The 13930-nt window shown below is 68.5% G+C and carries 10 protein-coding genes; 3 read left to right on the top strand and 7 right to left on the bottom strand.

Annotated elements, in window-relative coordinates; all coding sequences use genetic code 11:
- Positions 1 to 35: 35 nt before the first annotated feature.
- The 5 genes from AC1RVW_RS05120 to AC1RVW_RS05100 all read right to left on the bottom strand — a co-directional run bounded on the left by AC1RVW_RS05120 (position 36) and on the right by AC1RVW_RS05100 (position 4856).
- On the bottom strand, positions 36 to 1562 hold the full coding sequence (locus AC1RVW_RS05120) for a tripartite tricarboxylate transporter permease (protein WP_493198396.1): 1527 nt from the start codon (positions 1560 to 1562) through the stop codon (positions 36 to 38).
- A 13-nt stretch (positions 1563 to 1575) separates the two neighbouring features.
- A complete protein-coding gene (locus AC1RVW_RS05115; protein WP_106938454.1) occupies positions 1576 to 2022 on the bottom strand; it encodes a tripartite tricarboxylate transporter TctB family protein in 447 nt (148 codons plus the stop codon).
- A 240-nt stretch (positions 2023 to 2262) separates the two neighbouring features.
- Positions 2263 to 3723: an ATP-binding protein gene (locus AC1RVW_RS05110; RefSeq protein WP_493198395.1), complete on the bottom strand. Its 1461-nt coding sequence runs from the start codon at positions 3721 to 3723 to the stop codon at positions 2263 to 2265.
- Positions 3704 to 4426 (bottom strand): response regulator, encoded by a 723-nt coding sequence (locus tag AC1RVW_RS05105; RefSeq protein ID WP_106938456.1) that lies wholly within the window; start codon positions 4424 to 4426, stop codon positions 3704 to 3706. Before AC1RVW_RS05105 ends, AC1RVW_RS05110 begins: the two co-directional genes overlap by 20 nt.
- Positions 4427 to 4547: 121 nt before the next feature.
- Complete coding sequence (locus tag AC1RVW_RS05100; protein ID WP_106938457.1) at positions 4548 to 4856, bottom strand: phage integrase family protein; 309 nt, start codon at positions 4854 to 4856, stop codon at positions 4548 to 4550.
- Positions 4857 to 5175: 319 nt separating this feature from the next.
- Between AC1RVW_RS05100 and AC1RVW_RS05095 the strand changes: the two genes are divergently transcribed.
- Both AC1RVW_RS05095 and AC1RVW_RS05090 read left to right on the top strand, forming a co-directional pair.
- Entirely contained in the window at positions 5176 to 6141 is a 966-nt protein-coding gene (locus tag AC1RVW_RS05095; protein WP_493198392.1) for a M14 family metallopeptidase, read from the top strand.
- Positions 6142 to 6162: 21 nt separating this feature from the next.
- The gene (locus tag AC1RVW_RS05090) at positions 6163 to 10602 is read left to right on the top strand and encodes a DEAD/DEAH box helicase (protein ID WP_493198390.1); all 4440 of its coding nucleotides are present in this window, start codon (positions 6163 to 6165) and stop codon (positions 10600 to 10602) included.
- Positions 10603 to 10611: 9 nt separating this feature from the next.
- Here AC1RVW_RS05090 and AC1RVW_RS05085 read toward each other — a convergent pair whose 3' ends face one another.
- Positions 10612 to 11331: an MgtC/SapB family protein gene (locus AC1RVW_RS05085; RefSeq protein WP_493198388.1), complete on the bottom strand. Its 720-nt coding sequence runs from the start codon at positions 11329 to 11331 to the stop codon at positions 10612 to 10614.
- Between the two features lie 87 nt (positions 11332 to 11418).
- Positions 11419 to 12855: an aldehyde dehydrogenase family protein gene (locus tag AC1RVW_RS05080; protein WP_493198386.1), complete on the bottom strand. Its 1437-nt coding sequence runs from the start codon at positions 12853 to 12855 to the stop codon at positions 11419 to 11421.
- 148 nt (positions 12856 to 13003) lie between these two features.
- On the opposite strand from AC1RVW_RS05080, the gene AC1RVW_RS05075 reads away from it, so the two are divergent.
- Positions 13004 to 13906 (top strand): LysR family transcriptional regulator, encoded by a 903-nt coding sequence (locus tag AC1RVW_RS05075; RefSeq protein WP_493198384.1) that lies wholly within the window; start codon positions 13004 to 13006, stop codon positions 13904 to 13906.
- Positions 13907 to 13930: the final 24 nt, after the last annotated feature.

The raw sequence follows: 13930 nt of genomic DNA, 5'->3' as shown, positions 1-13930 counted from the left end.
AGCGCAAGCCCGCGCGGGCTTGCGCCGCTGCTCTTCTATACGGTCACGCTCCTCGCGGCGTCCAGCGTGCGCTTGGCACGCATCGCCTTGCGCACCGTGGACCAGGCTGCCCAGGCCAGCATCGCGGCGGTGCATGCCAGCAGCGAGGCACTGATGGGGCGTTCGACGAAGACCATGGCGTCACCGCGCGACAGCAGCATGGCGCGGCGCAGATGTTCCTCCAGCATCGGCCCCAGGATATAGCCCAGCAACAGCGGCGCCGGCTCGAAGCGCAGCACCATCAATGCGTAGCCCATGATGCCGAGGGCGGCCACCGCATAGATGTCGAAGGCGTTGTTGTTGACGCTGTATACCCCGAGCGCCACGAACACCAGAATGGCCGGATACATCCACGCGAAGGGAATGCGAAGCAGCGCGACCCACAAGCCGATGGTCGGCAGGTTCAGCACCACCAGCATGATGTTGCCGATGGCAAAGCTCACCACCAGGCCCCAGAAGAGGTCGGGCTGCTCGGTGATCAGCATGGGCCCGGGCTGGATGCCGTGGATGATCAGCGCACCCAGCATCACGGCCATGACCGCGTCGCCGGGAATGCCCAGCGACAGCGAAGGCACGAAGGCCGTCTGCGCCGAGGCGTTGTTGGCAGATTCGGGGGCGGTGATGCCTTCGATGGCACCGTGGCCGAACCGGCTCGGGTCCTTGGCCACTTTCTTCTCGATCGCATACGACATGAACGCCGCGATCGACGGCCCCACGCCGGGCAGTGCCCCCAGCGCCGAGCCCAACGCCGAGCCGCGCACCATCGGCTTGATCGTGGCCCTGAACTCGCCCGACGTGGGCACCATCGACCTGAGCGTGACCTTCTCGGGCTTCTGGTTGGTGTCGGCCGAGTTGATGCAGCGCACCACCTCCGCGACGCCGAACAGACCCATGGCCAGCGCGATCAGGTTGATGCCGTCCATCAGTTCGGGCACGTCGAAGCTGAAGCGCGCGACACCCGAATTGACATCGGTCCCGACCATGCCCAGCAGCAGGCCGAACACCACCATGCACAGGCCCTTGGCGGGCGATCCGGAAGTCATGGAGGAGGCTGCGACCAGGCCCAGCACCATCATCGAGAAGAACTCGGCCGGCCCGAACTTCAGTCCGATGCCGGCGATGACCGGCGAGAAGAGCACGAGCAGGATCAGGCCCGACATCGCGCCGACCAGCGACGCGATGGTGGTCACGAACAGCGCGACACCCGCCTTGCCTTTCCTGGCCATCGGATAGCCGTCAAGGCAGGTGACCGCCGATGACGGCGTGCCCGGCAGGTTCAACAGAATGGAGGCGGTCGAGCCGCCGTACTGCGCGCCGTAGTAGACGCCGGCGAGCATGATGATCGCCGCGGTCGGCGGCATGTGATAAGTCAGCGGCAGCAGCAGCGAGATCGCGGCCAGCGCGCCGATGCCGGGCAGCACGCCGACCACGGTTCCGAGCAGGACCCCGAAGAAGCAGTAGGCGAGCGTGATGGGTTCGGCGGCGACTTGCAGGCCGAGCCAGAGATTGCTGAGAAGGTCCATGGAATGTCGAGAGTCAGTTGCCCCAGGGCCAGATGGGCAGGGTCATTTGCAGGGCCAGGGGAAAGATCAGCGTGGTGAGCACGGCCACCACGGCGCAGACGACCAGCCGGGTGCGCAGGCCCATGGCCGAAGGCATCAGGGCCAGCAGCGCGGCCAGCGCGGAGGCGAGCACCACGCCGACGCGCGGCAGGGTCCAGGCGAACACCAGGAGACTGGCGATGGTCCAGGCCAGGTTGCTCCACTGCACGGCGACGGCCGCACCGCGGCGCCACCAGGCGGGCAAGGCCACCAGCAGCCCCAGCACCGCCAGTGTCCAGCCGAGCACCACGGGGAAATAGCCCGGCCCCATGCGCGACGCGCTGCCGAAGTTGTAGGTGCTGCCGTAAAGGGCGAAGAAAAGGCCGGCGGCGACCATCGCCAGCCCCCCGATCAGGTCGTGAATGTCTCTCGTGATTTTCATGAAGCAGGCAATGGGTCCTCGGACCCTTGGATGGAACAGGTCGACGCGCGCAAGCGTCGGCGAAGCCCGCGCCGCGACGAGGCCGCGGCATCGGGCTGGTGGCAGCTTAGGTCGGGCTCCACGCCGGGGCGGCGGCGATTTGTATTGCAATGTGTTGGGCCGCATCCCCGACACATCGCATTGCAAGACACTGCGCGCCCGTTGCCTTGCGGGCTGTTCCGGACGTGCCGGCCGCTGCGGCTACCCCGCGGTCCTGGGCAGGGTCAGCAGCGCTTCGAGGCCGCCTTCGCCGCGGTTGCGCAGCGTGATCGAGCCGTCATGCGCCAACGCAATCGAGCGTGCGATCGACAGGCCGAGCCCGGTTCCGCCCGAGGCCAGGTTGCGGGATTCCTCCAGCCGCAAAAAGGGCTCGAAGACCTGCTCCAGCGAAGCCTCGGGAATGCCCGGACCGGCGTCCTCGATGCGGATGCGCAGTGCCTGCGCCGAATCATCGATGCGGACATGCGCCGCGCCGCCATAGCGGATCGCGTTCTCGATCAGGTTCTGCACGCAGCGCCGAAGGCTGCTGGCGTAGGCCGGCAGCGGCTCGCGCGCGTGGCCGTGCAGCGTGACGGTCCCGCCGGTCTCCTCGAAATCCGCACGCAGGCCCGCCAGCAGGCTGTTCACGTCCACCGATCGGCGGGGCTCGTTGTGGTCCGCGCCGCGGATGTAGTCCAGCGTCGACGAGATCAGCGATTCCATGTCGCCCAGGTCCTTGCGGAACTTGTCCTGCATCTCTCCGGGCGGCAGGAACTCAGCGCGCAGCCGCAGGCGAGTGATGGGCGAGCGAAGATCGTGGGACACCGCCGCCAGGAAGCGCGTGCGTTCGCCGATGTCCTGGATCAGCCGCCGCTGCATGAGGTTGAACGTGCGGGCCGCCTGGTGCACTTCGCGCGGTCCGCCTTCGGACAGCGGCGGGCTGTGCAGGTCGCGGCCCAGCGCATCCGCCGCTTCGGCCAGCCGGCGCAACGGCCTGAGCGCCAGGCGCACCGCGACCAGCGCGATCGCGACGAACACCATGATGCGCAGCACATAGATGCGCAGCACGTAGTCGGCCACGATGCTGAAGGGCTTGGCCTCGATGCCACCCTGCGCCTCGGACGCCACGACCTCGATCCACTGCGCGGCCTGGCCCGGCAACTGCAAAGCGATGCGGAAGTGACCGACCGGTTCGCGCGCGTTCAGCAAGGTCCAGGCGTTCGCCGACCGCCCGGTGTCGTCGGCCAGTTCGGCCGACAGCAGCGTGGCGTCGACTCCGCTGCCGAGCCGGTCGCTCAGCGACTGGCTCAGGATGTCCTGCACGGCTTCCAGCGTGTTGTCGGGACGCGGCGACTGCGGCATCGGCCCGTCCCGCAATGCGAGCCTGAAGCTTTCCGAGCCCAGTTGCGTCAGGGCCTGTGGCACCGCCTCCACCGGCATCGACCGCAGGACGCGCAGGGTGTCTGCCAGCTGGATCGACACCAGGCGAATCGGCATCTCCATCGCATGGCGGTAGCGCATGTCGAACCAGACCGAACTGGTCAATGCCTGCGCGGCCAGCATGCCCATCACGAGGATCAGCGCGAGCCTGCCTCCCAGCGATCGCGGCCACGGCAGCCAGCGCCGCCAACGCCCCTGCCCGGCCGCGTCGACGCTGCGCGCCTCAGCGCTCTTCGAGCGCATCGACCGACATCACATAGCCCGCATGCCGCACCGTACGGATCATTCGCGGCATGCGCGCATCGTCCTGGAGGGTCACGCGCAGGCGGCTGATGCACACATCGATGGCCCGGTCGAACGGCGCGCGCTCCTTGCCGAAGGCATGCTCGATGAGGAAGTCGCGGCTCAGCGTGCGGTGCGCGTTCTGCAGCAGCAGGCGCAGCACCCGGTAGTCCGAGCCACCCAGCGACAGGACCACCTGGCTGGGCGACAGCAGTTGATGCGTGCGGGTGTCGAGCTGCCACCCATCGAAGCGCACCGTCCGGGCGCTTTCGGCCTCGCACGGGGGCGGAAAGCTGCGAAGGCGTCGCAGCACGACCTTGATGCGTGCCAACAGCTCGCGCGGGTCGAAGGGCTTGGGCAAGTAGTCGTCCGCGCCCATCTCCAGGCCGATGATGCGATCGAGCAGTGCGCCGCGTGCCGTCAGAAGAATGACAGGAGGCCCGCCTTTGGCATGCAGGTCGCGGCACAGAGACAGTCCGTCCTCGCCGGGCATCATCACGTCGAGCACCACGAGCGAAATCGACTGCTGGCCGAGCTGCCGATGCATCTCCAGCCCGCTCGATGCGGCAGCTACCTTGTAGCCCGCGTTGCTCAGATAGTCCGACAGCAGTTGCCGGATGTCGACATCGTCGTCGACGACAAGAATTCGTTCAATCGCTTGCATGGACAGGGGGGACGGGCGTTGAAGCAATGGCCCTGACGACGCCGAGACCGGGTCGATGGATCGAGTGCGCTGGAAAGCGCGACCATTTTCAACCGCGCCGCGCGGGCGGCGGCCTACGCCCCTATGTCTTTGAGGGCGACCGGCTTGCGTGGCTGCCGCGTCTGTGTGATTGCAGATTGGCCAGGTGCACCTGCATGCCCGTGCTTTCCTGCTGTTCATGCAGCCACTGCACCAGACGCTCGGCACGCGTGACACCGATGCCTCGCACCGGATACCACCAGGTCGTTCCGGTGTCGTTGATCCGTTGCACCAATTGCCCGAGCGTGCCGAAGCCGGCCTGCTCAAGCCGTTCGGACAACAGCGGATCGAACCACGCGGCCACGCTGTCGTGTGCCTGAGGTACGTTGTCGAGCGATTGAAGCGTGTCCATGCGATGTCCCTGCGCGATGTGTGACAGCCCCCGGAGCGCGGGTGTGATGGTTGGTGACCTGCGCGACCAGGGGATCGCATGCTTCTTTGCATGGCCCGTGCCAGACGCCGAAACGTTGATTCGCAAGGACATTTCTTGCGAGCCGCTGGGCGTGTGTCGTTGATTCAGGCAAATAGCGTGATCAATATTTGGACACATGCTTGTCGAGCGAGCAGGGTTTACCAGCGTGCGCTTTGCGGGCGGCGGTTGACCGGGACGGCCGTCGTGTCAAATACCCGGACATCGTCCAATTCGCCAACATCAAGGAACGAGCTTGCCAGTGTCCACATTCGAACTTCTTCCACCTGATATTTCCGCCTGGCGCGCCGGCAACACCGGCACCGAAGGCGTCTGGCATTTCGACTCCGGCCAGGCCGGGCACCGCGTGATGATCAGCGCGCTGGTGCACGGCAACGAGGTATGCGGCGCCTGGGCGCTCAAGGGGCTGCTGGACGCTGCCGTGCGTCCGCAGCGCGGCAGCCTGACGCTGGCTTTTTGCAACCTGGAGGCCTTCGACGCTTTCGATCCGGCCGATACCGACGCCTCGCGTTTCGTGGACGAGGACCTCAACCGCCAGTGGTCCGTCGACCGCCTGGAGGCGGGCGGCACGCGCGAGCGCCGCCGCGCCGCGGCTTTGCAGCCGCACGTGGCGCAGGCCGACTGGCTGCTCGACCTGCATTCGATGCACGAGCCGTCCGCACCGCTCACGCTCACCGGCATGCAGCCGCGCAACCTCGCGCTGGCGCGGCAGTTGCGCAGCCCCGAGCACATCGTGATCGACGCGGGCCACAAGGACGGCGTGCGCATGCGCGATTTCGGCCGCTTCGGCGCGCCCGACGCCGACCCGCGCAAAGATGCAATGGCGCTGCTGGTCGAGTGCGGTTTCCATGGGGACCCGGCCAGCCGCACCGTGGCGCAGGACCAATGCGCCCGCTTCCTGCGCGCTGCGGGCACGCTCGACGATGCGGCCATCGCGCGGGCCCTGCCCGGCTGGCTGCAGGCCGATGCGCCGCGCCAGTGGGCGCTGGACGTCACCGGGCCGGTGGTCGCGCGCGGCGAGGACTTCCACTTCGCCCGCCCGTTCACCGGCCTGGAGGTGATCGCCCAGGCGGGCACCGTGATCGGCTGGAACGAGGGCGAGCCCGTGACCACGCCGTATGACGACTGCGTGCTCGTCATGCCGTCGACCCGCCAGGCCCGGCCCGGCGTGACGGTGGTCCGGTACGCGCGCCGCAGGCCGCTTTGAGCCGGGTTGAGATCGGGCGCCATGCCCCGATCTGTTAAGCCAGGACCTGCCGCATTTGCGCGCCGGGCGCCTGCCGTAGCCTTTCTTCCCGTGCCCCTGCATTCATTCCATCCCGCCGTTGCCCGGTGGTTCCTGAGAACCTTTCCCGGGCCTACGCCCGCCCAGGCCGAGGCCTGGCCGGCGATCAGCGCCGGGCGTGACACGCTGGTGGCAGCACCCACCGGCTCCGGCAAGACGCTGACCGCTTTTCTCGCCGCGCTGGACGATCTCGTGCGCCGGGGCCTCGAACCCGGCGGCCTGCCCGACGAGACGGCGGTCGTCTACGTGTCGCCGCTGAAGGCGCTGTCGAACGACATCCGCCTGAACCTGGAAGCGCCGCTCGCGGGCATCCGCGCCGAACTGGCGGCGCTCGGGCTGGCCGATGTCGACATCCGCACCGCCGTGCGTACCGGCGACACGCCGCAGCGCGAACGCCAGCAGAACCTGCGCCGGCCGCCGCACGTGCTGGTGACCACGCCGGAATCGCTCTACGTGCTGCTGGGTTCGGCGTCCGGACGGCGGATGCTCGCGACGGTGCGCAGTGTGATCGTCGACGAGATCCATGCCGTCGCCGCAAGCAAGCGTGGCAGTCACCTGGCGCTGTCGCTGGAGCGATTGCAGGCGCTGTGCGCGGCACATTCGGGCGCGCGACCGGTGCGCATCGGCCTGTCGGCCACGCAAAAGCCCATCGACGAGGTGGCGCGCTTCCTGGTGGGCGCGGGCGCACTGTGCGCGGACGGCACGGCCGACTGCGCGGTCGTCGACATCGGCTATGCCAGGCAGCGCGATCTGGCGCTCGAACTGCCGCCGACGCCGCTGGAAGCCGTCATGTCCGGCGACCAGTGGACGCAGGTGTACGCGCGCGTGGCCGAGCTGGTGTGGCTGCACAAGACCACGCTAGTGTTCGTCAACACGCGCCGCATGGCCGAGCGGGCAGCGCGGCACCTGGGCGACATTCTCGGCAAGGAAGCGGTGGCCGCGCACCACGGCAGCCTGTCGAAGGAAACGCGGCTCGACGCCGAGCAGCGCCTCAAGCGCGGCGCGCTGAAGGTGCTGGTGGCCACGGCCTCGCTGGAGCTGGGCCTGGACATCGGCGACGTCGACCTGGTCTGCCAGATCGGCTCGCCGCGTGCCATTGCCACCTTCCTGCAGCGCGCGGGGCGCTCGGGCCATGCGGTGGGCGGGGTGCCGAAGGCGCGGCTCTTCCCGCAGTCGCGCGACGAACTGGTCGAATGCGCCGCCCTGCTCGACTGCATACGCCGTGGCGAGCTCGACGCCTTGCGCATACTGCCTGCGCCGCTGGACGTGCTGGCCCAGCAGATCGTCGCCGAGACCGCTTGCCGCGAGTGGGACGAGGACGCGCTCTTCGCGCTGGTGCGCCGCGCCTGGCCTTACGCGCGGCTCACGCGCGAGAGCTACATGCAGGTGGTGTGCATGGTGAGCGAAGGCTTCACCACGCGCCAGGGCCAGCGTGCCGGCCATGTGCACCGTGACGCGGTGAACCACCTGCTTCGCGAACGCAAGGGTGCGCGCATGACCGCGCTGACTTCCGGCGGCACGATTCCGGAGACCGGCGACTACACGGTGGTGCTGGAGCCGCAGGCCGACAAGATCGGCACGGTCAACGAGGACTTCGCGATCGAGAGCCTGGCGGGCGACGTGTTCCAGCTCGGCAACACCAGCTACCGCATCCTGAAGATCGAGCCAGGGCGCGTGCGGGTGGAGGACGCGCACGGGGTTGCGCCCAACATTCCGTTCTGGCTCGGCGAGGCACCGGGGCGCAGCGACGAGCTGTCGTCCGGTGTGTCGCGCCTGCGCGAGGAGATGGCGCAGGAACTGGAAGCCGGCGGCCGCGACACCGCCATGCGACTGCTGACGCAGACCCTCGGCCTCGACGCAGAAGCGGCGCGCCAGATCGTCGAACACCTGGCGCATGCACACGCGGTGCTCGGCGCGCTGCCGACGCAACGCACGCTGGTCATGGAACGTTTCTTCGACGCCTCGGGCGGCATGCAGCTGGTGATTCATTCGCCCTTCGGCAGCCGGCTCAACCGTGCGTGGGGTCTGGCGTTGCGCAAGCGCTTTTGCCGCACCTTCAACTTCGAGCTGCAGGCCGCGGCCACGGAAGACGCCATCGTGCTGTCGCTGTCCGCCAGCCACAGCTTTCCGCTCGACGAGGTCGCGCGCTATCTGCATTCGGCCTCGGCGCTGCACGTGCTGGTACAGGCATTGCTCGACGCGCCGCTGTTCAACGTGCGCTGGCGCTGGAACGCGACCACGGCGCTGGCACTGCCGCGCTTCAGCGGCGGGCGCAAGGTGGCGCCGCAGCTGCAGCGCATGCGCTCCGAAGACCTCCTGGCGGCCGTGTTCCCGGACCAGGTCGCATGCGCGGAGAACATCGTCGGCGAGCGCGAAGTGCCCGCGCATCCGCTGGTCGCGCAGACCCTCGACGACTGCCTGCACGACGCGATGGATGCCGACGGCTGGCTTGCGTTGCTGCGCCGGATGGAGTCGGGCGAGGTGAAGGTGATTGCGCGCGACCTGCCGGCACCCTCGCCGCTTGCGATGGAAGCGTTGAACGCGCGTCCCTATGCCTTCCTCGACGACGCCCCGCTGGAGGAGCGCCGTACGCAAGCCGTGCAGAACCGCCGATACAGCGACCCCGAAAGCGCCGACGATGTCGGCCAGCTCGACGCCGATGCCATCGCCAGCGTGCGCGAGGAAGCATGGCCGCAACCGCGCAACGCCGACGAGATGCATGAGGCGCTGGGCATGCTCGGCGCGGTGGGCGACAACGAAGTGGCCCGACAGGCGGACTGGAAGCCCTGGCTCGCGACGCTCGCCAAGGCAGGCCGCGCCACGCGCCTGCTGTGCGAAGGCAAGGGGCGTGCCGCGCGCGGGCTGTGGGTGACGGCCGAACGGCTGCGGCTGCTGCAGGCCGTGGCGCCGGATGCACCGCTGCAACCCGCCATCACCCCGCCCGCCGATGGCGAACAACCCCCGGACCGCGATGCCGCCTTGCGCGAGCTGCTGCGTTCACGCCTCGGCGGCCTTGGGCCGGTGACGGTAGAACAGTTGGCCCGACCGTTGTTCCTGCAGCCTGCCGATATCGAAGGTGCGCTGCTAGCGCTGCAAGCCGAGGGCAGCGTGTTGCAGGGTCGCTTCACACCGGGCACGACGGCCCTCGAGTGGTGCGAGCGGCATCTTCTGGCGCGCATCCACCGCTACACGCTCAAACGCCTGCGCCGCGAAATCGAACCGGTGGAGCCGCGCGACTTCGTGCGCTTTCTCTTCGAGTGGCAGCACATCGGCGCGTCCGCGCGGGTGCGCGGTCCGGAGGCGCTCTCGGGCATCCTGTCGCAGCTCGAAGGCTACGAGGCGCCTGCGCCGCTGTGGGAGGCCGAACTGCTTCCCGCGCGCGTGGCCGATTACGCCGGCGCATGGCTCGACGACCTGTGCACCGCCGGCCGGGTGTTGTGGACACGGCTGCGGCCCAACGCCACGGAGAGCCGCAAGGGCGCGGGCAGTCTGTCGCTGCGCGCCACGCCGGTCGTGCTGCTGCCGCGTCGCAGCGCCGCGTTGTGGACCACGCTGGCACCCGCGCCGGCCGATGACGAACACCTGGGCTCGCGGGCCGCGCGTGTGGCGGCGCACCTTGCGCAGCACGGTGCCTGCTTCTTCGACGAGATCGCGGCCGGTACCCGGCTGCTGCCCGTCGAGATCGAGGAGGCGCTGGCCGAACTGGTCGCCAAGGGCCGTGTGCGCTGCGACAGCTACGCCGGCCTGCGCGCCTTGCTGGTGCCGGCGTCGAAGCGTGCCTCGGCCGACACACGGCGGCGCCGTCGCGCGCCGCTTTTCGGCATCGAGGATGCGGGCCGATGGACGCTGGTGCGCCCGCCGGCCGCTGAAGCCTTGCCGACCGGTTCCGCGGAGGCCATCGAGCAGGTCGTGCGCGTGCTGCTGCGCCGCTATGGCGTGATCTGCTGGCGCCTGCTGGAGCGCGAGGCTGCATGGCTTGCGCCGTGGCGCGACCTGGTGCGCGTGTGCCGGCGGCTGGAAGCGCGCGGCGAGATCCGCGGCGGGCGCTTCATCGCCGGTGTATCGGGCGAGCAATTCGCGTTGCCTGAAGCCATCGCGTCGATGCGGCAGGTGCGCCGCCAGCCGGACACTGGCGAGCTGGTCGCGCTGGCGGCCAGCGACCCGGCCAACCTGCTGGGCACGCTGGTGCCCGGGCCGAAGGTTCCCCGCGTGGCGGGATCGCGCGTGGTGTACCTCGACGGCGTGCCGGTCGCCACCAGCGTGGCCGGGGAAGTCACGATGCTGGTGGCGCTCGATGCCGCGCAGAAGCAGTCCGCCCTGCGCGCGTTGTCGCTGGACGCGCCGTTGCGGTTCTCGGAGCTGGCTGCGCTGCAGCCTGGATGATCCGCAGGCTCAGTTGACCTCGGTGCCGTGGCCGCCGCCACGGGTCATGACCTCGACGGAGCGCACGCCAGGCTGCTGCTGCAGGCGCTGCACGAAGCGGTCGATGTCGGCCGATGACACGCGCACCAGCTGAACCGTGATGTCGTCCATCTGACCGCCCGGCTGCACCGCCACCAGGAAGCGCCGCAGCCGCGCAGGCTGGATGCCCAGGCCGCGTTCCAGCGTCTCGGGGCTTACCGCGCCGTGGTCCGCGACCACGCCCAGGCGGCAGCTCTGGCTGCGGGCACGATAGGCCTCTTCGAGCGGTTTGATCCCCGCCAGGATGACGAGGATGATCACCGTCGAGGCAGCGGCCGGAAAGTAGAGCCCGCCGCCCACCGCGAGTCCGATCGCTGCCACCGTCCAGATGCTGGCTGCCGTGGTGAGCCCACGCACGATCTCTCCACGCGCCAGGATCGCGCCCGCGCCCAGGAAGCCGATGCCCGACACCACCTGGGCGGCAGCGCGCGAAGGGTCGAGCACCACATGCTCGCCGCGCAGGCTGTCCGCAAAGCCGTATGCCGATACCAGCATGAACAGACAGGCGCCGACACTCACGAGCATGTGCGTACGGATGCCCGCGGCCCAAAGCAATCGCTCGCGCTCCAGGCCGACGAGGCTGCCTAGGGCAGCAGCGACGAGAAGACGCACCAGCGTTTCACCATGGGGGATAAGGACAGAGGTCTGCATAACGCAACCATGCGGGCGTCCATGCACCTGGTGCATCGGAATGGCGCTTCATCGGCCGTCAGAGTGCGCCGCGAAAGCTGCGGTCCGTCAACGCCGGGACACCCCCGCGTCCATCAGCAGCGTCTTGGGCTCCAGATAGGCGTTCACTCCCCATCGCCCCATCTCGCGCCCGAGCCCCGAGTGCTTGAAGCCGCCGAACGGCGCGCGCGGCTCATGGGACAGCGTGTTGACGAGGACCCGGCCCGCATCGATCTGCCGCGCCACCCGTTCGCAGCGCGCGGAGTCCTTGCCGAGCACGAGGGCGCTCAGTCCGTAGCGCGTGTCGTTGGCGATGGCAATGGCGTCGGCCTCGTCTTCATAGGGGATCACGGTCAGCACGGGGCCGAAGATTTCCTCGCGCGCAATGCGCATCTGGTTGGTTGCGCCGGTGAAGATCGTCGGCTTCACGAACCAGCCCCTGTGCAGTCCCTCGGGCCGCCCTTCACCGCCGACGAGCAGCTTCGCGCCTTCGGCTTGGCCAAGGCGGATGTAGCTCTGCACGCGCTCCCATTGCTTTGCGCTCACCATGGGGCCGATGTCGGTGTCGGCTTTGCTCGGGTCGCCCGACTTGATGTGCGACACCGCTTCCCTTGCGATCTGCTCGAACTCGGCCAGCCGCGCCCGCGGCACGAGAATGCGCGTCCCCGCGATGCAGGCTTGTCCGCTGTTGGCGAAGCCTGCCTGGAGCACGAGAGGCATGACGCCCGCGAAGTCGGCGTCCTCCAGCACCACCGTGGGCGACTTGCCGCCCAACTCCAGCGTCACGCGCTTCATCGTGGCCGCACCGGCGGTCACCAAATGCTCGCCGACGGCGGACGATCCGGTGAACGATATCTTGGCAATGTCGGGATGGCGTGCGATTTCCTCGCCGACGACATCGCCCCGGCCATTGACGATGTTGAACACGCCGGCGGGCAGGCCGGCGTCATGCAGCGCCTCGGCAATGACCTGCGTTTGCAGCGCGCTCATCTCGCTGGGCTTGATGACGACGGTGCAGCCTGCCGCAAGCGCCGTGGCGAGCTTGTTGCAGATGAAGCCCGCATTGCTGTTCCAGGGGGTGATCAGGCCAGCGACGCCCACGGGCGTCTGGATCACCCGCGCGGTTCCCGCCTGCTCCTCGAACGCGAAGGATTCCAGCACTTCGACGGCCTGCTCGATGACGGCGGCTGGATAGGTCGCCATCCAGCGCCCGCGCACCGAAGGCGCGCCGTATTCCTCCAGGATGGCTTCCATCAACCGGTCTTCGCGTGCGACGACGGCCCGTTGCATGCGCTTGAGCGCCGCCACGCGTTCCTCGCGCGTGGTGCGCGACCAGGCGGGGAACGCGGCCTTGGCAGCCGCGATTGCGCGCCTTGCATCGTGCGCATCGCCAAGCAGCACCCGTCCGATGACTTCCTCGGTGCTCGGATTGTGAAGATCGAACCATTCCTGGCCGTGCGGTGCGACGAATTCGCCGTCGATGTAGATGCGTTCAATGCGGTGCATGGTGACTCCTTGGAAATGACTCGCGGCCTTCGGCGCCAGGGAAGGAACGGGGGCGCGAATCCGCGGTGACATGGAAGTCTAGGAATGGTTTATTGTTCTGATAAGCCGCTTTTTCGTGGATGGCACATCCGGATAATCAGGACAATTCATGCATCGCACAGGAATGACCGAGCTCGAAGTGGTGCTGGCCGTGGCACGCCGCAACAGCTTTCGCGCCGCGGCGCTGGAACTCGGCATGTCGACCACCGCAGTGAGCAGCGCCGTGGCTGGGCTGGAAGCGCGGCTGAAGGTGCGCCTGTTCAACCGTTCTACGCGCAGCGTGGCACTTACCGATGCCGGCCAGCGCTATGTGGAGCGCATCGCGCCGGCGCTTGCCGAGATCCGCAGCGCGGGTGAAGAGGCCGGCACCGGCTCGGGCGTTCCCAGCGGCACGCTGCGGATCAATGCGCCGCAAGGGGCGGCTTTTCTGCTGCTGGAGCCTCTCTTCAGCACGTACGCGCAACGCTATCCGCAGGTGCGGATCGACATCTTGAGCGAGTCGCGCATGGTCGACATCGTGGCCGGTGGCTTCGATGCGGGCATCCGCCTGGCCGAGTCCGTGCCGCAGGACATGATCGCGGTCGCGCTCTCGCGCGACATACGCATGCTCGTGGTGGCAACGCCGGCGTACCTGGCGCGCCACGGAACACCCAGGCATCCGCGCGACCTGCTCAAGCACCAGAGCATCGGCATGCGCATGTCGCACGGCGGCATCTATCACTGGGAGCTGGAGCGAAACGGCCAGAAGCTGCAGATGGACCCGCCCGTGCGCCTGGCGCTCAACGAGATGCCAGCCATCAAGCAGGCGGTGCTGCTCGGCCTGGGCATCGGCTTCATCTCCGAATGGTTCATCGAGGAAGAAATCGCGTCCGGCGCGCTGAAGCCTCTGCTGGTTCCGTGGTGCCCGCCGTTCGGTGGCCTGAGGCTCTACTACCCAGGCCGTCGCTTCGTGCCCGCGCGGCTGCGGGCGCTCATCGACCTGATCCATGAGCTGCGCCTGGCCGCGAACTGAAGGTCGCCACTGCCAGCAAGCCGC

The sequence above is a fragment of the Variovorax sp. MPBD4-3 genome (genome assembly GCF_058809745.1).
The sequence above is the reverse complement of the archived record's forward strand: the minus strand, read 5'-3'. Positions and strand labels throughout refer to the sequence as shown.